This window comes from Cryobacterium adonitolivorans (assembly GCF_004402695.1).
GTDB lineage: Bacteria > Actinomycetota > Actinomycetes > Actinomycetales > Microbacteriaceae > Cryobacterium > Cryobacterium adonitolivorans.
In genome coordinates this window covers 25,382-45,342 of record NZ_SOFL01000057.1, presented here as the reverse complement: position 1 = coordinate 45,342, position 19,961 = coordinate 25,382, and the positions used below count along the sequence as shown (strand labels likewise).

Annotated in this window: 23 protein-coding genes; 19 read left to right on the top strand and 4 right to left on the bottom strand. The window is 68.3% G+C overall.

Annotation, left to right across the window (positions count from 1 at the left end; genetic code table 11):
- Positions 1-18: 18 nt before the first annotated feature.
- The 4 genes from E3O42_RS17360 to E3O42_RS17350 all read left to right on the top strand — a co-directional run bounded on the left by E3O42_RS17360 (position 19) and on the right by E3O42_RS17350 (position 2,186).
- A complete protein-coding gene (locus tag E3O42_RS17360; protein ID WP_066596196.1) occupies positions 19-342 on the top strand; it encodes a DUF2469 family protein in 324 nt (107 codons plus the stop codon).
- Between the two features lie 37 nt (positions 343-379).
- On the top strand, positions 380-1,249 hold the full coding sequence (locus E3O42_RS17355) for a dipeptidase (protein ID WP_241984903.1): 870 nt from the start codon (positions 380-382) through the stop codon (positions 1,247-1,249).
- Positions 1,246-1,524 (top strand): membrane dipeptidase, encoded by a 279-nt coding sequence (locus E3O42_RS18670; RefSeq protein ID WP_420897897.1) that lies wholly within the window; start codon positions 1,246-1,248, stop codon positions 1,522-1,524. Before E3O42_RS17355 ends, E3O42_RS18670 begins: the two co-directional genes overlap by 4 nt.
- A gap of 116 nt (positions 1,525-1,640) precedes the next feature.
- Positions 1,641-2,186, top strand: coding sequence for an AMIN-like domain-containing (lipo)protein (locus E3O42_RS17350; protein ID WP_134455359.1), 546 nt, complete (start codon positions 1,641-1,643; stop codon positions 2,184-2,186).
- A 65-nt stretch (positions 2,187-2,251) separates the two neighbouring features.
- Here the strand turns inward: E3O42_RS17350 and E3O42_RS17345 are convergent, their stop codons facing one another.
- On the bottom strand, positions 2,252-2,695 hold the full coding sequence (locus tag E3O42_RS17345; protein ID WP_134455357.1) for a nitroreductase/quinone reductase family protein: 444 nt from the start codon (positions 2,693-2,695) through the stop codon (positions 2,252-2,254).
- Positions 2,696-2,706: 11 nt separating this feature from the next.
- Here E3O42_RS17345 and E3O42_RS19010 point away from each other — a divergent pair, with 11 nt between their 5' ends.
- The 6 genes from E3O42_RS19010 to E3O42_RS17315 all read left to right on the top strand — a co-directional run bounded on the left by E3O42_RS19010 (position 2,707) and on the right by E3O42_RS17315 (position 8,839).
- Entirely contained in the window at positions 2,707-3,432 is a 726-nt protein-coding gene (locus E3O42_RS19010) for a DUF1269 domain-containing protein (RefSeq protein ID WP_134455355.1), read from the top strand.
- Positions 3,398-3,754 carry a YraN family protein gene (locus E3O42_RS17335; protein ID WP_134455353.1) on the top strand — a complete coding sequence of 119 codons (357 nt, stop codon included), beginning with the start codon at positions 3,398-3,400 and terminating at the stop codon, positions 3,752-3,754. The genes E3O42_RS19010 and E3O42_RS17335 overlap by 35 nt, the downstream gene beginning before the upstream one ends.
- Positions 3,754-5,289: a YifB family Mg chelatase-like AAA ATPase gene (locus E3O42_RS17330; protein WP_134455351.1), complete on the top strand. Its 1,536-nt coding sequence runs from the start codon at positions 3,754-3,756 to the stop codon at positions 5,287-5,289. Before E3O42_RS17335 ends, E3O42_RS17330 begins: the two co-directional genes overlap by 1 nt.
- Positions 5,286-6,626, top strand: coding sequence for a DNA-processing protein DprA (gene dprA, locus E3O42_RS17325; RefSeq protein ID WP_134455349.1), 1,341 nt, complete (start codon positions 5,286-5,288; stop codon positions 6,624-6,626). Before E3O42_RS17330 ends, dprA begins: the two co-directional genes overlap by 4 nt.
- 196 nt (positions 6,627-6,822) lie before the next feature.
- Positions 6,823-7,797 (top strand): phosphodiesterase, encoded by a 975-nt coding sequence (locus tag E3O42_RS17320; protein ID WP_134455347.1) that lies wholly within the window; start codon positions 6,823-6,825, stop codon positions 7,795-7,797.
- 112 nt (positions 7,798-7,909) lie between these two features.
- Positions 7,910-8,839: a tyrosine recombinase XerC gene (locus tag E3O42_RS17315; protein ID WP_134455345.1), complete on the top strand. Its 930-nt coding sequence runs from the start codon at positions 7,910-7,912 to the stop codon at positions 8,837-8,839.
- 393 nt (positions 8,840-9,232) lie between these two features.
- Here E3O42_RS17315 and E3O42_RS17310 read toward each other — a convergent pair whose 3' ends face one another.
- Positions 9,233-9,883 carry a M23 family metallopeptidase gene (locus E3O42_RS17310; protein WP_241984902.1) on the bottom strand — a complete coding sequence of 217 codons (651 nt, stop codon included), beginning with the start codon at positions 9,881-9,883 and terminating at the stop codon, positions 9,233-9,235.
- A 321-nt stretch (positions 9,884-10,204) separates the two neighbouring features.
- On the opposite strand from E3O42_RS17310, the gene rpsB reads away from it, so the two are divergent.
- From rpsB to E3O42_RS17265, 9 genes are all read left to right on the top strand, one after another.
- Complete coding sequence (gene rpsB / locus E3O42_RS17305) at positions 10,205-11,143, top strand: 30S ribosomal protein S2 (RefSeq protein ID WP_066596114.1); 939 nt, start codon at positions 10,205-10,207, stop codon at positions 11,141-11,143.
- Positions 11,144-11,154: 11 nt separating this feature from the next.
- Complete coding sequence (gene tsf / locus E3O42_RS17300; RefSeq protein WP_134455343.1) at positions 11,155-11,982, top strand: translation elongation factor Ts; 828 nt, start codon at positions 11,155-11,157, stop codon at positions 11,980-11,982.
- 164 nt (positions 11,983-12,146) lie between these two features.
- On the top strand, positions 12,147-12,863 hold the full coding sequence (gene pyrH, locus E3O42_RS17295) for a UMP kinase (RefSeq protein ID WP_134455341.1): 717 nt from the start codon (positions 12,147-12,149) through the stop codon (positions 12,861-12,863).
- A gap of 31 nt (positions 12,864-12,894) precedes the next feature.
- Positions 12,895-13,449, top strand: coding sequence for a ribosome recycling factor (gene frr / locus E3O42_RS17290; protein WP_134455339.1), 555 nt, complete (start codon positions 12,895-12,897; stop codon positions 13,447-13,449).
- Positions 13,450-13,463: 14 nt separating this feature from the next.
- Positions 13,464-14,444: a phosphatidate cytidylyltransferase gene (locus tag E3O42_RS17285; protein WP_134455337.1), complete on the top strand. Its 981-nt coding sequence runs from the start codon at positions 13,464-13,466 to the stop codon at positions 14,442-14,444.
- A 46-nt stretch (positions 14,445-14,490) separates the two neighbouring features.
- Positions 14,491-15,039, top strand: coding sequence for a DivIVA domain-containing protein (locus E3O42_RS17280; RefSeq protein WP_134455335.1), 549 nt, complete (start codon positions 14,491-14,493; stop codon positions 15,037-15,039).
- A gap of 186 nt (positions 15,040-15,225) precedes the next feature.
- Positions 15,226-15,852 (top strand): aggregation-promoting factor C-terminal-like domain-containing protein, encoded by a 627-nt coding sequence (locus tag E3O42_RS17275; RefSeq protein ID WP_134455333.1) that lies wholly within the window; start codon positions 15,226-15,228, stop codon positions 15,850-15,852.
- A gap of 55 nt (positions 15,853-15,907) precedes the next feature.
- Positions 15,908-16,207, top strand: coding sequence for a hypothetical protein (locus E3O42_RS17270; protein ID WP_134455331.1), 300 nt, complete (start codon positions 15,908-15,910; stop codon positions 16,205-16,207).
- A gap of 45 nt (positions 16,208-16,252) precedes the next feature.
- Positions 16,253-16,981, top strand: a complete 729-nt coding sequence (locus E3O42_RS17265; RefSeq protein WP_134455329.1) for an alpha/beta hydrolase — start codon at positions 16,253-16,255, stop codon at positions 16,979-16,981.
- A 103-nt stretch (positions 16,982-17,084) separates the two neighbouring features.
- Here the strand turns inward: E3O42_RS17265 and E3O42_RS17260 are convergent, their stop codons facing one another.
- Together E3O42_RS17260 and E3O42_RS17255 are read right to left on the bottom strand one after the other, a co-directional pair.
- Positions 17,085-18,134, bottom strand: a complete 1,050-nt coding sequence (locus E3O42_RS17260; protein WP_134455327.1) for an AI-2E family transporter — start codon at positions 18,132-18,134, stop codon at positions 17,085-17,087.
- Positions 18,135-18,202: 68 nt separating this feature from the next.
- Positions 18,203-19,816 carry a coiled-coil domain-containing protein gene (locus E3O42_RS17255; RefSeq protein ID WP_134455325.1) on the bottom strand — a complete coding sequence of 538 codons (1,614 nt, stop codon included), beginning with the start codon at positions 19,814-19,816 and terminating at the stop codon, positions 18,203-18,205.
- Between the last annotated feature and the right edge of the window lie 145 nt (positions 19,817-19,961).

The window sequence follows — 19,961 nt, the reverse complement described above, 5'->3', positions numbered from 1 at the left end:
GCGTAAGATTGTCTCACCATGGAAGAAGATGAGTTCGAGGACTACGACCGCGAGGTCGAGTTGGCCCTATACCGCGAGTATCGAGACGTTGTGGGGCAGTTCCAGTACGTCGTCGAAACCGAGCGCCGCTTCTACCTCGCAAACGAGGTTGAACTTGTACGTCGCGACACCGAACACGACTTCTACTTCGAGCTGACGATGAAGGATGTCTGGGTCTGGGATGTCTACAGGTCCGACCGTTTCGTGAAGTCGGTGCGAGTGTTGACGTTCAAGGACGTCAACGTCGAGGAGCTGGCGTCGAAGGAGTTCGAGCTGCCCAAGGAACTTGCGCTCGACGAGTAGCCCGGCCGGCCCGCCGAGCGGCTGCTAGCGTGTGCGGATGACCGCACGCACCGACCCCTCCCGCGCTGTCCCTGTGGGCGCTGTCCCTGTGGGCGCCGTCCCGTCCGGCGCCCATGCCCTCGCCACGGTGGCCGCGGCCCTCGACCTGGCCCCGCTCATCGACGGCCACAACGACTGGGCCTGGGAGTGCCGCGAGAACCGGGACTACTCCGTCGAGGGCCTGGACGGCGCCCTGGACACCGACACCGACATCGACCGGCTACGCACAGGCCGGGTTGGCGGTCAATTCTGGTCGGTGTACGTGAAGGACTCCCTCGCGGGACCCAGCGCCGTGCAGGGCACCCTGGAACAGGTCGACTGGGTGTACCGGCTCGCCGCCCGGTATCCGCAGAGCTTCGTGATCGCCACGAGCGCCGCCGATGTGGAGGGTGCCCGCGCGAGCGGCCGCATCGCCTCACTGCTGGGCGCCGAGGGCGCCCACTCGCTCAACGATTCCCCCGCTGTGCTGCGGATGCTGGCCAGGCTGGGCGTGCGCTACCTCACCCTCACGCATGTGCACAACACGACGTGGGCCGACTCGGGTACCGACGATCCGGTGCACAACGGCCTGAGCGCGCGCGGCGTCGAGTACATCCGGGAGCTCAACCGGTTGGGCATGATCGTCGACCTCTCGCACGTCTCCCCGGCGACGGCGCACGCGGCCCTCGACGCCACGAGCGCCCCGGTGATCTTCAGCCACAGCTCCTGCTCCGCCGTCACCGCCCACCCGCGCAACGTGCCCGACGACGTCCTCGCGCGCTTGGCCGACAACGACGGCGTGCTGATGGTCACCTTCGTGCCGCAGTTCGTGTCGGCGGAGTACGCCGGCTGGTTCGGCGGCGACCAGAGCACCCCGCACCGCGGGTGACCCTGGCGCAGGTGGCCGATCACGTGGAGCACGCGCGGGACGTCGCCGGCATCCGCCACATCGGCCTGGGCGGCGACTTCGACGGCACCGACGCGTTCCCCGAACAGCTCGAGGGAGTCGACGGCTACCCGGCCCTGTTGCTCGAACTGGCCCGGCGCGGCTGGAGCGCCTCAGAGCTCGCCGCCCTGGCCGGCGCCAACGTGTTGCGTGTGCTGCGCGCGACGGATGCCGCCTTCGCCGGGACCGATGTGGAGCTCACCCGGCTGACCCGTTGACCGGCCGGGGAGACTCATAGGAAATTGCGTCCAATCCGTAACTATCGGGTTCTCCAAGGATCTGAAGCTCCGGCGTAGCATTAATCCTAGGAATTCGACACAAGGAGTGGATCGCAATGAAGCGTTCCGTAGCACTCATCCTCAGCGCGTTGATGGGTGCAGTATTTCTCACCTCCGGCACCACTGCCGCCACGGCCGCCCCCTACTGCGGCATCACCTGGGGCTCGCTCCCCGACAGTCAGAGCACAATGTCGGCCGCGACGGTCACCAACGCACGCTCGGGCGAGCACGCGTGCTTCGACCGCTTCGTAATCGACGTGAACGGCGACATTCAGGGGTTCGATGTTCGCTACGTGCCGGAGGTCGTTCAGGATGGATCGGGCATACCCGTGCCTCTCCGCGGTGCAGCCGATCTGCGGGTGATCGCACTCGCGCACTCGTACGATGCCAACGGTGTTGTGACTTACGACCCGGACAATGACAGCGAAGCGCTCAACGTCTCCGGCTACCAGACCTTCCGACAGGTCTCCTTCGCCGGCGGCTTCGAAGGCCAGAGCACGTTTGGACTCGGCGTTCGCGCCCGGCTGCCGTTCCGGTCGTTCATCCTCGACGGCCCCGGTGACGGGAGCCGGCTCGTGGTCGACGTGGCGCATCGGTGGTGAACGGACTTCTCGGCTGACCAGCTGAGCCCGGCCAACTGAGCCCGAGCCAGGGTCTGGTTCCCGTCTCAGGCGGCGGGCGGCTCGCAGATGACCACCGGGATGTCCCTGGTGGTTTTCTGCTGGTATCCGGCATAGCCGGAATAGGCGCGCACGATCGCAGGCCAGAGTTCCGCCTTCTCGGCCTCGCCGGCCGTGCGGGCCCGCATCGGGCGGGTGACCCCGTTCTCGGTGATTTCCACGTCGGGGTGGGCGACCAGGTTGAGGTACCAGAACGGGTTGCGGTGATCGCCTCCCTTCGACGCAATCAGCACCACCCGGTCGGGCTCGTGGATCGGGGCGGTAAGCATCGTGGAGCGTCGCGCGCCGGTTTTACGTCCGATGGTGTGCAGTTCCACTACGCGCATCGGCCCGATCCTCCAGCCAAGCCGACCGCGGGTGAGCACCAGCAACGTCCGGTGCACGGCATTCATGGCTCGCATCGACAGGTCCGTCAGGCGGTCGGAGATCATGGCATCAGCCTATGGCCGCGCCGGTTGGCACCCGCACGGGTGCTGGGTACCGTCCCCTGCGACAAGGCCCCATTCCCACGACCCCACGCGAAAAAGCGGGAGCTGTCTACCCCAATGCGGCAACGGCCGAGTCCGACCCTGAAGTTGTCAGCGAGCTGCACTCCACCAAGGTGATCGGAACCTGTAACGCCGCCGTAGCCATCAAGGAGGCCGACGGATCGGTGCAGGTGCACCGCAAGACCAGCAAGCACGCCGGCGCCGTTGTCGGCCTGTTGTTGACACCGGCGATCCTCGGCAGCGCCATCGTCGGTGGCGTGGCCGGCAGTGTCGTCGGTCACTTCTGGCGCGGCCTGGACCGGGATTACATCAACGAACTCGGCGAGATGCTCGACTCCGGCGAGGCCGCGCTCATCGTCGTGGGCAAGGACCGGCTAGACGAGGAAATCCGCAAAGCGGTCCTCGTGGCTCAGAAACACATCCAAGAAGGAGCTCAAGGTCGACGGCAAGGAGCGCGACAAGGAGCTTGCGCAGGCCTCCAAGGAGATACAGGCGGAGGGGCGCTCCGACACCGCCTGGTCCCCGTTGGCCCGACACCGGGAGCCCGCTCCTCCACAAGGAGCGTGCCCGCGTGCCTGTGCACAGGCTTGACCGTGCCTGGCCGCGTTCGATACCGGCCCTCGCATGCTGGTCGCGGAGGTGCTCATGGCACGCAAAGACGACTTGGGCCGGCGCGGTGAAGACTGCGCGGCGGAGTACCTGGCGCGGGCGGGGTACACGGTGGTGGGGCGTAACTGGCGGTGCGGGCAGGGCGAGATCGACCTGATCGTCGCCAAGGACGGCGACCTCGTGTTCGTAGAGGTGAAGACCCGTTCCGGGACCGGGTACGGGCATCCGTTCGAGGCCATCACGGTGGCCAAGCTGGCCCGGCTGCGCCGGTTGGCCGGGGCGTGGTGCGCACAATTCGAGCCGCGGGCGCGTCACATCCGTATCGACGCCATCGCCGTGATCGCCCGCCCTGGCCACGCACCGGTGGTCGAACATCTCGAGGGCGTGTCCTGATGGGCCTGGCCCGCACCCACTCCGTCGCGCTGATCGGCCTGGCCGGGTCGCTCGTCGAGGTCGAGGCCGACATCTCCAGCCAGTTGCCGGGGATGCGGCTGATCGGGCTGCCGGACGCGGCCCTGGCAGAGGCCGCCGAACGGGTGCGCGCCGCCGCCAAGAACTCTGGCTGCGCGCTGAACGGGCACCGGCTCACCGTGAACCTCTCGCCCGCCGCCCTGCGCAAGCACGGCTCCGGTTTCGACCTCGCCATTGCCCTGGCCTGCCTGGCCGCGGACCGGGTCGTTTCCGCCGCGTCGGTGGGCGCCGTCGTGCACATCGGTGAGCTCGCCCTGGACGGGCGCTTGCGGCCGACACCCGGCATGCTGCCGGCGGTGATCGCCGCGGCACGGCTCGGGCACCGCACGGTGATGGTCCCGGCCGGCAACGCCGAGGAGGCGGCCCTGGTGCCGGGGATCCGGGTAGTGGGGGTCGCGTCGCTTCGTGACGCGCTGATCTGGCACGGCGCCAGGTTGGAGCCCCAGGACGTGGAGGTGCTGTGTGCACCGGTCGAGGACGACCCTGCCGACGAGAGCATCGACCTGCTCGACGTGGTCGGCAACGACGAGGCCATCCTTGCCCTGCAGGTAGCCGCGGCCGGAGGCCACCACCTCTTCATGCTCGGGCCGCCCGGGGCGGGTAAGACCATGCTCGCGGCCCGACTGCCGGGGCTGCTGCCCGACCTGGGCCCCGCCGCGTCGCTGGAGGTGAGCTCGTTGCGGTCGCTGAGCGGTCGCCCGGTGGGGCGTTCGTTGATCACTCGGCCCCCGCTGGAGGCCCCGCACCACACCATCACGGCGGCCGCGATGGTCGGCGGCGGCAGCGGGCAGATTCGGCCGGGTGCGGCGGCGCGGGCGTCCCACGGCGTGCTCTTCCTCGACGAGGCGCCCGAGTTCGCCGGAGCGGTACTCGACGCCCTGCGCCAGCCCCTGGAATCCGGCCGGATCAGCATCCACCGGGCCAACGGTATCGCCCATTTCCCCGCCAGGTTCCAACTGGTGCTCGCCGCGAATCCATGCCCGTGCGGCCAATACGGCACCGGGGATCAGGAGTGCACCTGCCCGCCGAACGCCCGCCGGCGCTATCTCGCGCGTATCTCCGGCCCGCTGTTGGACCGCATCGACATCCAGCTCACCGTGACCCGGGTGACCGCCGCGCAGCTGCGCCTGTCGGCCGACGGCGGACGGTTGTCCAGCGCCGCGGCCAGGCACCGGGTTCTGGCCGCACGGGAAACCGCGGCGGAGCGTCTGGCCGGAACGCCGTGGACGTTGAACTCGCAGGTGTCCGGGCCGTGGCTGCGCAGCTCCAAAAGGCGCCTGGGCGCCCCGGTGACGGCGATGCTCGACCGGGCCCTGGAGCGGGGTGGGATCACCATGCGCGGTTATGACCGGATCCTGCGGGTGGCGTGGTCCGTCGCGGACCTGACCGGAGTAGCCAGGCCCGGGCCAGACGAAGTGGGGCAGGCACTGTACCTGCGAAAGGGGATGGCGTCATGACACTGTTCGGTCTCGACGAGTCGGTGGTGGCCTCGCTCACCGCGGGCGTTCGCCCGGCAGGCACGGCCGCATCAGCTGATGCGCGGTTAGCGGATGCGCAGCACTCGGATGGGCAGCACTCGGATGCGCATCTCACGGATGCGCTGCTCTCCGACCCCAGCGAGGTGTTCGCCCGGGCGGCCTGGACCACCATCGCCGAACCCGGCGACGGGGTGGCCGGCGCCGTGGTGGGCCTGCTCGGCGCGGCCACGGCGCTGCGATCCGTGGTCGAGTCGTGGCCGCAGGACCGGCTGGCCGGCACGCTCACGGCCATGGTCGACGAGAACGAGGCGGGGGACCCTGCCGGGCTGCGCCCCGAGCTGGAGCAGGCCCTCGCCCGGTGGCGGCCGCGGCTGTCGTCGACGGAGGTGATCCGGTCGCTCGAGCAGGCCCGTCGCACGGGGACGGCCCTGCTCCTTCCCAGCGACCCGCTCTGGCCCGCTGGGGTCGACGACCTGGGCCGACATGCCCCCCTGGCCCTGTGGTGGCGGGGCCGACCGGATGCCTTGAGGGCGCTCCGCCACTCGATCGCTCTGGTCGGTGCTCGCGCCGCGACCGGGTACGGCGAACACGTGGCGATGGAGGCGGCGGCGGGCCTGGTCGACCGGGGACTCGCTATCGTGTCTGGGGCGGCGTACGGGATCGACGGGATGGCGCATCGGTCGGCGCTGGCCAGCCACGGAACGACTGTCGCTTTCCTGGCCGGGGGAGTGGACCGCTTCTATCCCAGCGGACACGACGCCTTGCTCACCCGCATCGTCGAGGCGGGGGCCGTGCTGTCAGAGCTGCCCTGTGGGGCGCCGCCCACCAAGTGGCGATTCCTGCAGCGCAACCGGCTGATAGCCGCCTCGAGTGCTGCCACGGTGGTGCTCGAAGCGGGCTGGCGCTCCGGATCGCTCAACACGGCCGGGCACGCGGCGGCCCTGGGGCGCCCGCTGGGCGCAGTGCCCGGCCCGGTGACGTCGCCCGCTTCGGCCGGCTGCCACCGGCTGCTGAGGGACTACGACGCCATCTGCGTCACGACGGCGGCCGAGATGGCCGAGCTCATTGGAGTGGGCGTGGATCTGGAGTTGGACCTGGCCGGCGCGGACGGCCGGGCTGCTGATGGAAGAAGCCGGGAACGCACGAGCGATCAGGTGCGGGTGTTCGACGCGCTCAGCGTGCGGGCGCCTCGCGTTCCTGCCGACATCGCCCGGCGCTCCGGGCTGTCGACCGCTGCGGTGCTCGGGGCGCTCGGCACCCTCGACTTCGAGGGCTCGGTGCGGGAACGCGCGACCGGCTGGGTGCGGGTTGCCTGAGTGACGCGCCGACGCCGTCGGTCATCTCACCTGTTGCCGCTCCGGACAACTGTTCCCGGCACACCGGCGCACGCAGCGGTAACAGTTGCGCCCGTTCATGCCGGAGACGGTCGGTGGTTGCGCTTAGGGTGATTCGTGACGGCGCTGCACACGACGCGCCGCATACGGAGTCATCCGCGAATGCGAGGGGTCAGCCATGACGGGAACAGCACCGACCGGCGGCCCGAACGCGGCCCTGCCGGGTCGTCCAGCGCAGATGGGCCAGTACCCGCGGGCCTCCCACCTCATCGCGCACCTCAGCGACACGCACTTCCTCGGCACGGGCGCGGACGGCTCCGGGCGGTTGCTGTATGACGCTGTCGACACCGACAGCACCGTGCATCGCGCGATGGCGCAACTGGAAGCCTCCGGTCTGGACATCGACGCCCTCGTCTTCACCGGCGACATCGCCGACCGTGGCGAGCCGGATGCGTACCGCCGAGTGCGCGACATCGTTGAGGCCTCCGCCGATCGGATGGGCGCAACACTGGTCTGGGTGATGGGCAACCACGATGAACGTGCGGCGTTCAGAACCGAACTGCTGCGTCTTGAGGCCCACGACGCGCCCGTCGACAGGGTCGTGGACGTCAACGGACTGCGGGTGGTCTCGCTCGACACCAGCGTGCCCGGGTACCACCACGGAGAGGTCACGACCGACCAACTCGCCTGGCTGCGCGACGTGCTGAGCGAACCCACCGAGCACGGTTCCCTGCTGGCACTGCACCACCCGCCGGTGCCCACGGCCCTGCCGCTGATGACCATTCTGGAACTGCGCGACCAGACGGCGCTCGCCGAGGTGCTCGTGGGCAGCGACGTGCGCGCGATCCTCGGCGGTCACCTGCACTACGCCACGACGGGACTGTTCGCCGGGATCCCGGTGTCCGTCGCCGCGGCCACCTGCTACACGATCGACGCGGCAGCCCCGCCACGCCAGCTCACGGGTGTCGGCGGCGGCCAGTCGATCAATCTTGTGCACGTCTACGCCGATCAGGTGGTGCACTCAAACGTTCCCCTGGGCGCCTTCGACGTGGTCACCCGCTTCGATCCGGCCTACCTCGACCGGATGGAGGGGCTCAGCCCACAGGACCGGCTGGAGGCGTTCTCCCGGCACGCGGCACAACCAGCGGGGTAGCCGAGATCGGGGGAGCATGAGCACGAGCGTGAATAGCGTGGCAGAGCCGGCGGATGACGCCCTTTCCCGCGTCGCTGCCGGAATCTCTCCCGTCGCAGGGGATGCTGGAGACATGCATCTCGACCCGGCGATCGACGGCTTCGCCCGCTATCTCGGCACCGAACGCGGGTTCTCCGCGAACACGGTGCGCGCGTACTGCGCCGACCTGTCCGGGCTGGCCACGTTCGCCGAGGACCAGGCGGTGGACACCGTCGACGGCCTGACCCTGGAGCTCCTGCGCGACTGGCTGTGGAACGGAACGCAGGCGGGACTGGCGCGAGCCACCATCGCCAGGCGCTCCGCATCAGCGCGCGGGTTCACCGCCTGGCTCACCCGCGACGGCGTGCTGCCCAGTGACCCCGCCGTACGGCTGCGGTCGCCGAAACCCGGCCGCACCCTGCCGCGGGTGATCAACCACACCCAGATGGAGGAACTGTTGGACCGGCTCGAGGCCGCAGCGGGCACCGATGATCCCGGCGCTGTGCGTGACCTGGCCATCATCGAACTGCTCTACGCATCGGCTCTGCGGGTCTCCGAACTCGTCGGACTCGATGTCGGAGACGTCGACCTGTCCCGCCTGACCGTGCGCGTCACCGGCAAGGGCGATAAGGAACGCGTCGTACCGTTCGGCGTGCCGGCGCAGGCCGCCATCGTGCGGTACCTGCAGGCGGCGCGCCCGGCGCTGGCCGTCGCCCCCGTGGTGTCCGTATCGGCTCAGTCCGACCCTCGCGCCCTGTTCCTCGGCAGCCACCGTCAGCGCCTCGGGGTGCGTGCCGTGTACCGCCTGGTGGCGGCACTACTGGAGTCGATGCCCGGAACGGGTCCCGCCGGTCCGCACGCCCTGCGCCACACCGCGGCCACGCACCTGCTCGACGGCGGCGCCGATCTGCGTGCCGTGCAGGAGATCCTCGGCCACGCCAGCCTCGGCACGACCCAGATCTACACCCACGTCTCGGCGGAACGGCTGCAACAGAGCTACCGGCTCGCGCACCCCCGCGCCTGACGGGCTCACGGATGTCCCCCGGCCAACACCTCCGCGAACGGTGAGATAAGCACCTAAAACCCATGATTCTCGGGGCTTAAGTCACAGCTCGCGAAAGTGGCGCATCCACTCGCCGTGGCCCGCGCGACCAAAGCGAGCGAATGACTCAGCGAGTCGGGGTCGCAAGCGCGCGGGTCGTGTACCTCGCGCCCCGCGGATGCCTCCCGGCCGACACGTTCGCGAACTGTGAGTTAAGCACCTAAAACCTATGACTTTCGGGGCTTAAGTCACAGCTCGCGAAGGTGGCGCATCCACTCACCGTGGCCCGGGCGACCGAAGCTGCGCGGCCTGCACCGGACAGGTTCCCATTGCCACGCTGCATTGCCTCGCTGCTCGCCTCGCGGCCGCGCTGCGTCAGCGGGCCGGGTACGGCATCGGACCGGTGGGCGGGAGCGGGAGCAACACGGCGCGAGCCAGTCCGCCGAGAAAGAGCATCGGCGAGATGTACTGGCCGTGGCGGCGCACCCCGAAGTGCACACACCGCGCCGTGCAGTGCGAACCTGTCGCCACGACGCCCACGATCTGGCCGGCCAGCACCCGGTCGCCCTCGCTCACGGTGGCGGTGACCGGCTCGAAGCTGGACACCAGGTCTTCGCCGTGTTGGATGGAGAGAACGGGCCGGTCCACGACCCGGCCCACGAACGTGACCACGCCGTCAGCGGGGGAGCGCACGGGGTGGCCCTCGCCCGCTAGGAGGTCGATGCCGCGGTGTCCGGCCGCATACCGGCTGGCCGGCGCCTCGAAGGGACGCACCATCTCGCGCGCTGGTCCGACAGGCCAGGCCCATCCGGCGTGCACCGTCGCAACGGGGACCGCCGCACCCGGAACCGCCGCAGCGGCCGGCAGCGCGGGGACAGGTGCCGGAGCCGGCGAGCCGGAGGCGCTCGTGGCGTCGGTGAGCATTACAGCCAAGACGGCACACGCCGGCAGTGCCGCGAAGCGGAACCGGCGGAGGGACCAGCCTGTGGCGGCACGGTGTCTGTCGGGGCGTCCTGTGGCTGTCATGGCCCCACCATGGAACGACTGGCCGCCGGTGGACGCGCCGCGGGCGCGGCTGTGCCCAACGTGCGGGAAGACCGGCTGTGGAGGAGCGGCTGCGGGGAGCGGGGTGGTCAGCGGCTGAGGTCGGCCGGGTGCTAGAGTTCTCTGAGCAGCGCTTTGCGCGCTGACTACGCGTGCCCATTCGGCCAACACATCCATTCGGTCCCGCTTCTCACGAAGTCGGGCGGTTGTGCGCCGGGCACCAGGAGTAGTGATCATCCGATCACGACACAAACCGATGGGCGTTTTCTGCTGTGCAGAAACGTCGGATAAGGAGGACGGCTCATGGCCGTCGTAACCATTCGCCAGCTGCTCGACAGCGGCGTGCACTTCGGGCACCAGACCCGCCGTTGGAACCCGAAGATGAAGCGATTCATCTTCACGGAGCGTTCCGGCATCTACATCATCGACCTGCAGCAGTCGCTCGGGTTCGTTGACAAGGCCTATGACTTCGTCAAGGAGACCGTCGCCCACGGCGGCACCATCCTCTTCGTCGGCACCAAGAAGCAGGCGCAGGAATCGATTTCGGAGCAGGCGACGCGTGTCGGCCAGCCCTACGTCAACCAGCGCTGGCTCGGTGGCCTCCTCACCAACTTCCAGACCGTCTCCAAGCGTCTGGCCCGCATGAAAGAGCTCGAAGAGCTCGACTTCGAAGACACCGCCAAGAGCGGTTTCACGAAGAAGGAAATGCTCATCAAGAAGCGCGAGCTCGTCAAGCTGCACAAGAGCCTCGGCGGAATCCGCAACCTGACCAAGACGCCGTCCGCGCTCTGGGTTGTCGACACCAACAAGGAGCACCTCGCCATCGACGAGGCGCGCAAGCTCGGCATCCCCGTCATCGCGATCCTCGACACCAACTGCGACCCTGACGACGTTCAGTACCCGATCCCGGGTAACGACGACGCCATCCGCTCCGTTGGCCTGCTCACCCGCATCATCGCGGACGCCGCAGCCGAGGGCCTCATCCAGCGTCACCAGAAGCCGGAAGAGGGCGCCGAAGTTGAGCCCCTCGCCGCGTGGGAAGCCGAGTTGCTCGCAGCTCCGGCCGAGACCACCCCGGAGCAGTCCTCCGCTGACACCGAGAAGGTCGCCGACGAAACCGTCGCCACCGAGCAGGTTGCAGAAGAGGCACCCGTCGCCGAGACCGAAGCAGCAGAGCCCGCAGCGGCCGAAGCCGCAACCGAAGAGGTTGCAGCCGACGCTCCCGTAGCCGACACCAAGTAAGGACAACAGGTATGGCAAACTTCAACCTCGAATCCGTCAAGATCCTGCGCGAGCGCCTCGGCACCGGCATGGTCGACACCAAGAACGCACTCGTCGAAGCCGATGGCGACATCGAGCGCGCGGTCGAGATCCTGCGTCTCAAGGGTGCAAAGGGCAACGCCAAGCGCGCTGACCGCTCCACCTCCGAGGGCCTCGTCGCCGCCAAGGTGATCGGCAACATCGCTTACCTGCTGGAGCTCGCTTGCGAGACCGACTTCGTCGCCAAGGGCGAGAAGTTCGGCGCTCTCTCCGAGAAGGTTCTGGACGCGGTTTCCGCAGCCGGCGCCACTTCCGTCGAGGAGGCGCTTGCCGCCCCCGCCGACGGGCAGACCGTGGGTGAGCTCATCAACGGCGAAGCCGCGATCATTGGCGAGAAGTTCGAACTTCGCCGTGTCGCAGCCGTCACCGGTGACAACTTCGAGATCTACCTGCACAAGACCAGCAAGGACCTGCCCCCGCAGGTCGGCGTTGTCCTGGGCTACACCGGTGAGGATGCCGCAACCGCTCGCAGCATCGCTCAGCACATCTCGTTCGCGAACCCGGAGTACCTGGCTCGCGAAGACGTTCCCGCAGAAGCCGTCGAGGCCGAGCGTCGCATCGTCACGGAGATCTCCGAGAACGAAGGCAAGCCGGCCGCCGCGCTGCCCAAGATCGTCGAGGGTCGCATTCAGGCGTACTTCAAGCAGGTTGCCCTGCTCGAGCAGGACTACGCCAAGGACAACAAGTTGTCCGTCAGCAAGGTGCTCGCCGACGCGGGCCTGACCGTCACCGGCTTTGCCCGGTTCAAGGTCGGCGCGTAAGCCAGCAGTAACACATTTGAGACAGAAGGAGATCGGATCGCCTCGGCAATCCGGTCTCCTTCTTCTCTGCCCGCCCTCGGGCGGGCCGCAGCGGGAGTACAGCGCGCCGGTGCTCAGCCGGTAGTTTTAGAATCACGATCCACAACGGAAGGACGCTCACGGGCATGTCAGAAACAGGTACCAAGCGCAGAGTCCTCCTCAAACTGTCGGGTGAAGCATTTGGGGCGGGAAGCCTCGGCGTCAACCCCGACGTCATCAGCAGCCTGGCCCGGGAAATCGCCGAGGCCGCCCAGAGCGTGGAGATCGCCATCGTCGTCGGTGGCGGTAACTTCTTCCGCGGCGCCGAGCTCTCCCAGCGCGGCATGGACCGCGGTCGCGCCGACTACATGGGCATGCTGGGCACCGTGATGAACGCCCTGGCGTTGCAGGACTTCCTGGAACAGGCCGGCGCGGAGACCCGCGTGCAGTCCGCCATCGCCATGACCCAGGTCGCCGAGCCGTACATTCCGCGCCGCGCCGAGCGTCACCTTGAAAAGGGCCGCGTTGTCATCTTCGGCGCCGGCGCCGGACTGCCGTACTTCTCCACCGACACCGTGGCCGCCCAGCGCGCCCTCGAGATCGGTGCCGAGGTCGTCCTGGTGGCCAAGAACGGCGTCGACGGGGTCTACTCCGACGACCCGCGCACGAACCCCGACGCACACAAGATCCACAGCATCACTTACCAGGATGCGCTCCAGCGCGGCCTCAAGGTCGTCGACTCGACGGCATTCAGCCTCTGCATGGACAACAGCATGCCCATGCGGGTGTTCGGGATGGCTCCGCACGGCAACGTGACCGCCGCCATTCTCGGCGCCGAACTGGGAACCCTCGTCTCCAACTAGGATTATTGAAGCCACCGAAGAAGGAGTCACCGTGATTGCGGATGTCCTGTCCGATACCACTCAGCGCATGAGCAAAGCGCTTGAGGCCGCCAAAGAAGACTTCGCCACCGTGCGAACGGGTCGAGCGAACCCCCAGATGTTCCAGAAGATCCTGGTCGACTACTACGGCACGCCAACGCCGCTCGGCCAGCTGGCCTCGCTGCAGAACCAGGAAGCACGCACGCTCCTGATCACCCCGTACGACAAGAGCGCCCTGCGCGACATCGAGAACGCTATCCGGGACACCCCGAACCTCGGCGCCAACCTCGGCAACGACGGCATCGTCATCCGGGCGTCCCTGCCCGAGCTGACCAACGACCGTCGCAAGGAATACGTCAAGATCGTCAAGACCAAGGGCGAGGACGCCAAGGTGTCGGTACGCAACCTGCGCCGCAAGGCCAAGGACGAACTCGACGCGCTCAAGAGCGAGGTCGGCGACGATGACGTGGCTCGTGGCGAGAAGGAACTCGAGCAGATCACGAAGACGCACATCGACGCGATCGACGACGCTCTCAAGCGCAAGGAAGCCGAACTCCTCGCTATCTAGCGGAGGCCAAGCGAATGACGGATCAGCCAGGGCCCACCCAGCCACCCCAGCGGGGTCGCGGCACCGGCCGCGCCGAGTTCCGGGCACAGGTGCAGTCCACCAAGGCTGACATTGAACGCCAGGTACAGGCGACCAAGGCGCAGCTGGATGCGACGAACGAACGCATCGAGGCGCGCACCGGGCGCAACCTCATTCTGGCGACCCTGATCGGCCTGGTCCTGGGCGGCGCGATGCTCGTGAGCCTCATCTTCATCAAAGAGCTGTTCATGATCGTGGCCTTCGTCGTCGTGGGCTTCACGGCCTTTGAACTCGCCGAGGCACTGCGCCGGGGCGGCCGGAAGGTGCCTCGGATCCCGGTGCTGGTGTCGGCGGTTGCCGTCGTGCCCGCCGCGTTCTACTGGGGTGCCGGCGGCCAGTGGCTCGCCACGCTGGGCGGCATCGTGCTGATCACCCTGTGGCGGCTGGCCATGCTCGCCTTCCCCCGGCACCGCGCGCCGGGCAGGCTGGTGCTCTCCGACATCGGCGGCGGCTTCCTGATCCAGGTCTATGTCGTGTTCCTGTCCAGTTTCGCCGTGCTGCTGGTCGCCCAGGACGGCGGCCAGTGGTGGACGCTCGCGTTCCTGCTACTGGTGATCTCCGCGGACATCGCCGCGTACGCCGCCGGCCTCTCGTTCGGCAAGCACCGGATGGTGCCGTCGATCAGTCCCAAGAAGACCTGGGAGGGGTTCGCCGGCGCGGCCGTCGTGTGTGTGCTCGTCGGCATCATGCTGGCCGTCTTCATGCTGGGCGAACCTTGGTGGTTCGGTCCGATCTTCGGTGTGGTGATCCTGATCACGGCCACCTTCGGTGACCTGGCGGAATCACTGATCAAGCGGGACCTGGGCATCAAGGACATGAGTTCCTGGCTGCCGGGGCACGGCGGTTTCCTGGACCGCTTGGACTCGATCCTTCCGTCGGCGGCAGCGGCGTACGCGCTCTACCTGATCTTCGCCTGACCCGGCTGCTTTCGACACTCGGCGTCCGGTGAGGCAGAATGAGGCGGTGAGCACTACGTTTCCGCGAACCAGCAAGAAGATGCTCGGCTACAACCTCAAGCAGGTCGAGGAGTTCCTCGAGTCGACACGTCAGGCGTACGACGACGCGGGCGGGACGGACCGGCTCACCGCAACCGACATCCGTCACACGGCTTTCGCCATGCAGAAGGGCGGCTATTCGCCTCTTCACGTCGACGCGGCCCTGGAGCGTCTCGAGGACGCCTTCGCGCTGAGGGAGCGGGAACAGGCCACAGGCGACTCCGGATCCCAGGCCTGGCTCGACGAGGCGCGTCAGACCGCACAGGTGCTCATCAACCGCCTCGGCCGACCCGCTGGGCACCGGTTCGCCCGCACCAGCATTTTCAGCACCGGCTACAACAAGGCCGATGTCGACCGCCTCGCCGCGAAGCTCGTCACCTACTTCCAGGACGGTCACCCGGTCACCGTCGACGACGTGCGCACGTCAGTCTTCCGCCCCCAGCGAACCGGCTACAGGGAGGCCCAGGTCGACCTGGTCCTCGACAGTGTCGTGGACGTGATGCTCGCCGTTCGGTGACATCACGCGTGTCGTTACCTCGCTGTTACCCGCGAAGTGGGCTAGGGTCGAATCATCGTGGGTAGACATCTCAATATTTCCGCGCCTGTTTCGGGCGCGACGCCGGTGAGCACACCGGTCACCAAATCGCTCCGTGCACCCGTTGCCTTGATCGGGCAGGCGCCCTCCCGGCCCAGCCAGCGGAGCATGCACCGACCGCGGTCCCGCAGCAACGTGACGCTCTCGCTGTTCGCGTTCACCGCCGCGGCCGCCTTCGTGCTCGTCACTGTGGTCGACCCCTACTCCGGGGCGACGGCGTCACCGTACTTCCAGGTGCCCGGCGCAGCCTCCGACCGGTACAAGGGCGAGGCCGCCCAGTCACTGCTCGTGGCGAGCACCGTAGCCAACGCTGTCGTCATCGACGGCTACACCATCAACGAACCCGAGCCGGAACCCGCGCCCGTCCCCGTGGCCGCCGCATCAGCTTTGTCGTCCGGAACCGTCAGCGCCGCACCCGCCGCCGTCCCCGACCCGGGCTCCGCCCAGGCCTACGCGTACGGCGCTGTGGCGTCCCGCGGCTGGGGCGAGGACCAATACAGCTGCCTGGTGTCGCTGTGGAACAAGGAATCCGGCTGGCGGGTCAACGCGGCCAACTCCAGCAGCGGAGCCTACGGGATCCCGCAGGCACTGCCCGGTTCCAAGATGGCCACAGCCGGCTCCGACTGGGAGACCAACGCCGCCACCCAGATCGAATGGGGCCTGGGCTACATCAGCGGCCGTTACGGCACCCCGTGCGGCGCCTGGGGCCATTCGGTCGACGTCGGCTGGTACTGAGCCGCCCGACCGACCGGTCCCGTGGGGCCTGCCGAGCCAGGGTTAGACTTGCACCATGCCGCGCAGCAATCGCCCCAAGGGCCGCAGAACCGGCACCGGCGAAGACGAGACCGATGACCTGTCGCGCATGCTCGCCGGCTGGCGCCGCACCGAGGTGAAACGCGACGGGGTCTGGCACGTTCAGCCGATCAGCGCTGCCCAGGCGGGCAAGACCTACCTCTGCCCCGGCTGCCTGCTGGACATCAACCCCGGCGTGGCCCACATGGTCACCTGGCGCGGCGACGGCGTGACCGGCGACGCGGCGGACCTCGCCGCCCGGCGGCACTGGCACCTGCACTGCTGGAAGATCAAGTAACCGTAGCTCTCCCGCACGCCTTCATCACCCCTGAGGAGCACCACCATGGCTGGACCAGTCGAGATCCGCGGCGGCATCGACCTGCCCGCAACCCGCGAGCAGATCGAGCTGCACACCGACGACGGCCTCACCCTGGTGGGCGAGCTTGCCACGCCGGTGAACCGTCCCGCAGTCGCCACCCTGGTCACCCTGCATCCGCTGCCCACGCACGGCGGCTTCATGGACTCGCACATCCTGCGCAAGGCCGCCGGACGCCTGCCGGCGCTGGCCGACCTCGCCGTACTGCGCTTCAACACGCGGGGCACCAGCTCGCCGCGGGGCACCAGCGGGGGCAGCTTCGGACACGGTGACGCCGAACGTGCCGACGTCGCCGCCGCAATGGCCTTCGTTGCCCAACGCGGCCTGCCGGCCCCCTGGCTGGTCGGCTGGTCGTTCGGCACCGAGCTCGCGATCAAGTACGGCCTCGAGTACCCGATCCGCGGCGCCATCCTGCTGTCACCGCCCCTTCACCGGGCGACGGATGCCGAGCTGGCCGCCTGGGCGGGCGACGAGCGCGAACTTGTGGTGCTGGTGCCGGAGCACGACGACTACCTGCGTCCCGACGAGGCGCGCATCCGGTTCGCGAGTGTGCCGGACGCCCGGTTGATCAGTGTGGACGGCGCGAAGCACCTGTGGGTGGGGGAGAGCCAGACCCGCCGGGTGCTCAACGAGATCGTCGCCGTCGTCAACCCGGCGGCCGGCCCGTTGCCCGAGGAATGGCCCAGCCAACTCTGACCCGGCGAACTTTGGCCCGGCGAGCTCTGCCCAGCGTGTGAGCGCTCGGCGGGCGCCAGCAACCCCGCCGCTGCTCGCCGCCTGACGGGCCGCTCCGGCGGCCCTACAGCTCGTTCTGGCGGGGGATCACGACCTGCTTGATGATCATGATGACCGACGCGGCGACCGGGATCGCGATGAGGGCACCGAGGATGCCCAGCAACGACCCACCGGCGAGGGCTGCCACCACCACGACGGCGCCGGGAACGGCGACGGCGCGGTTCATGATGTTCGGGCTGAGCACGTACGCCTCGATCTGCATGTAGACCAGGTAGTAGATGCCCGCGACGAGCACGGTGAGCCAGGAGCTGCCGATGCCGGGGATCATGCAGGTGGCGACGATGATGACGGACCCGGTGATGGTGCCCACCAGCGGGATGAGCGAGAAGAGGAACGCGATCAACGCCAGCAGTGCGGGGAAGGGTGCGCCGATGATCGACAGGAAGATAAAGCTGAAGACACCGTTGCAGGCGGCGAGGGCGCCCTGGCCCACGATGAACCGGCCCACGGCCGTGGTGATCTGCTCGCTCAGGTCGGCGAAGCGTTCCCGCTTGGACGCGGGAACCAGCTGGTAGGTGGCTCGCTTGATGCTGTTCAGCGACGCCGTGAAGTACAGCGTGAGGATCAGGATGATCAGGCCGCCGAACAGTCCGCTGACGATGGCGAATCCGGATTGGACGATGGTGGACGTGATCGTCGTCAGGTTTCCGCCGAGGTAGTCCGTGACGGCCTTGACGATTTCCTGCACGTCCAGGGCCGGGAACTGCTTCTGCAGGTCGACCAGGAAGGTGGCCGAGTTCACGGACTTCACCAGGGCGGGAATGCGCTCAGACAGGTTGGAGATCTGGTCGGCGACGATCGGCACGATCGCGAAGATCACGCCGGTCAGCGCGCCCAGCACGGCGACGAGCACCGTGAGGATGGCCGCCCACCGCGGGAACTTCTTCTTCTCCAGCCACGAGACGGCCGGGTCGAGTCCGAGGGCGAGGAACAGGGCCGCCCCGATATAGGTGATGATCGTGGACAGTGAGACGATCGAGCTCAGGATCAGCATCCCGACGCCGACACCCAGCGTTGCCACCAGGCCCAGACGGAAGGCGTTTTGGATCTTCACTGTTGTCTCCACTTGCTCGGCGGGCCAGGCCGGCCGCGAGGCGCGGACCGGCTACGGCGTTGTCGTGACTAGTCCTGGTCAGCGTTCACTTTCTCCGCCTGAGTCAGGACGCTGCGCAGGCTCTCGAAGTAGCCGGCGACCGAGTCGCGCTCCATCCTAATCTGCGCCAGGCGGTCTTCAGCGTCGGCGACCAGTTCACGCGTGCGTGTCTCCGCGCCGGCGACGAGGGCGGCGGCCCGGTCCTCCGCGTCGCGCACGATGCGTTCGGCTTCATCGTCGGCCTTCGACTTCGCCGCCTTCGCCTCGGCGCGGGCGCCGGCGTCCAGCTGTTCGTTGAGGGCGCGGAGCTGAACGGTGCGGGCGTTGGTGTCGGCGAGCTGGGCGGAGGAGTCGTCCAGGTACCGCTGGGTCTGGGCGACGGCCGCCTGGTGCCGGGCCAGGTGGTCCTGTTCGGCTTCGTCCCTGCGGGCCTTGAGCTCCACCTCGAGGTCTGCGCGGATCTGGTCGATCTCGCGTCGGAGCTTGGCCGCCTCGTGCTCGCCGCGCTTGCGGGTGGCGGTGAGGTGGTTATCCAGATCGATTCTGGCCTGCTCGCTGTCGGCGTCGAAGTCGGCCTTGGCCTGCTCGAGTTCCCGGGCGAGGTCGGCCCTGGCCTGCTCGGTCTCCGCGGCGAGGTCGGCGTGCGCCTTGTCGAGGTCGCGGTTCACGGCCGCCCGGTCCCGGTCCAGCTCGCGGTCGAGGTCGGTGTGCGCCTGCTCACCCTCGATGGCGAGGGCCGCGCGAGCCAGTTCGATCTCCCTGGCCAGGTCGGTGCGACCCTGCTCGATCTCCACGGACAGGTCAGAGCGGGCCTGTTCGGTCTCGTGGGCCAGATCGATCCGGGCCTGTTCGGTCTCGCGTGCCAGGTCGATGCGATCCTGTTCGGTCTCTGCGGCGAGATCGATCCGGGCCTGTTCGGTTTCGCGGGCCAGGTCGGCACGCTGCTGGTCCAGCTCGTGGGCCACCTCCGCGCGCGTCAACTCTGTTTCGCGGGTCAGGCCGGCGGCGATTTCCCTCGCTTCGGTGGCCTCGCGCTGCGCGACGACTCGCACCTCCGCGGCCTCGCGTTCCGCCTCGGTACGGATGGCGGCGACCTCACGCTTCACCGTGGCACGAAGCTCCGCCGCCTCGGTCGCGACGGCACCACGGATCGCTGCGGCCTCCTGGAGGGCATCCTGGGTGAGTTGTTCTGAGGCCAGCCCGGCGCGGGCGAGCAGGTCATCCGCCTCGGCCTGGGCATCGGTGAGCAGTCGGCCGGCCTTGACGGTGGCGTCGGATACCGACCGTTCGGCGTGTTCAGACGCCTGGCGCTTCAGCGCGTCGATCTCAGCGGATGCGGACGCGCGGAGCTTCTCGGCGTCGATGTCGGCCTGGGCGATGACCCGGGTCGACTGCTCCTCGGCGACACGCAGGGTGTTCTCGAGCTTGGTGCCCAACCCGGAGAAGGTGGGACTGCCGACCTCTTCGATCTCGGCATTGAGGTCGTCGATCCGAGCGCCCAGCCGTTTGACTTCCTTGGCCGACTCCGTGCTCTGCGCGTTGGCCTGGATCAGGTCGCGCCGGAGTCCCTGGATGGCCTTGTCGACCTCGTCCTTGTCGTACCCCCGGAATACCTGGGTGAAGTCAGCCTCGTCGGTCGCCACGTTATCTCCTCATAGATGGGCCTGACCCCGAGTCAAATTCAGCCGGAGCAGCCCGTGCAATTTTAGTGCCCGCGGAACACGCTCCCCATCCCGCCTTCAGGGGAGAAGAGGTCGTGGGGAGGGCGGAATCGCGCAGAAACGGCTA

Excerpts from the sequence above, each read along its gene's own strand:
- E3O42_RS17310 (WP_241984902.1), bottom strand. The coding sequence starts at position 9,883 with ATGACAGCCACAGGACGCCCCGACAGACACCGTGCCGCCACAGGCTGG.
- E3O42_RS17265 (WP_134455329.1), top strand. The coding sequence starts at position 16,253 with ATGGCTGGACCAGTCGAGATCCGCGGCGGCATCGACCTGCCCGCAACC.
- E3O42_RS17350 (WP_134455359.1), top strand. The coding sequence starts at position 1,641 with ATGAAGCGTTCCGTAGCACTCATCCTCAGCGCGTTGATGGGTGCAGTA.
- E3O42_RS17345 (WP_134455357.1), bottom strand. The coding sequence starts at position 2,695 with ATGATCTCCGACCGCCTGACGGACCTGTCGATGCGAGCCATGAATGCC.
- tsf (WP_134455343.1), top strand. The coding sequence starts at position 11,155 with ATGGCAAACTTCAACCTCGAATCCGTCAAGATCCTGCGCGAGCGCCTC.
- rpsB (WP_066596114.1), top strand. The coding sequence starts at position 10,205 with ATGGCCGTCGTAACCATTCGCCAGCTGCTCGACAGCGGCGTGCACTTC.
- E3O42_RS17285 (WP_134455337.1), top strand. The coding sequence starts at position 13,464 with ATGACGGATCAGCCAGGGCCCACCCAGCCACCCCAGCGGGGTCGCGGC.
- E3O42_RS17330 (WP_134455351.1), top strand. The coding sequence starts at position 3,754 with ATGGGCCTGGCCCGCACCCACTCCGTCGCGCTGATCGGCCTGGCCGGG.
- E3O42_RS17315 (WP_134455345.1), top strand. The coding sequence starts at position 7,910 with ATGCATCTCGACCCGGCGATCGACGGCTTCGCCCGCTATCTCGGCACC.
- E3O42_RS17320 (WP_134455347.1), top strand. The coding sequence starts at position 6,823 with ATGACGGGAACAGCACCGACCGGCGGCCCGAACGCGGCCCTGCCGGGT.
- E3O42_RS17355 (WP_241984903.1), top strand. The coding sequence starts at position 380 with ATGACCGCACGCACCGACCCCTCCCGCGCTGTCCCTGTGGGCGCTGTC.
- E3O42_RS19010 (WP_134455355.1), top strand. The coding sequence starts at position 2,707 with ATGGCCGCGCCGGTTGGCACCCGCACGGGTGCTGGGTACCGTCCCCTG.
- pyrH (WP_134455341.1), top strand. The coding sequence starts at position 12,147 with ATGTCAGAAACAGGTACCAAGCGCAGAGTCCTCCTCAAACTGTCGGGT.
- E3O42_RS17275 (WP_134455333.1), top strand. The coding sequence starts at position 15,226 with ATGCACCGACCGCGGTCCCGCAGCAACGTGACGCTCTCGCTGTTCGCG.
- E3O42_RS17270 (WP_134455331.1), top strand. The coding sequence starts at position 15,908 with ATGCCGCGCAGCAATCGCCCCAAGGGCCGCAGAACCGGCACCGGCGAA.
- E3O42_RS17335 (WP_134455353.1), top strand. The coding sequence starts at position 3,398 with ATGGCACGCAAAGACGACTTGGGCCGGCGCGGTGAAGACTGCGCGGCG.
- dprA (WP_134455349.1), top strand. The coding sequence starts at position 5,286 with ATGACACTGTTCGGTCTCGACGAGTCGGTGGTGGCCTCGCTCACCGCG.
- E3O42_RS17360 (WP_066596196.1), top strand. The coding sequence starts at position 19 with ATGGAAGAAGATGAGTTCGAGGACTACGACCGCGAGGTCGAGTTGGCC.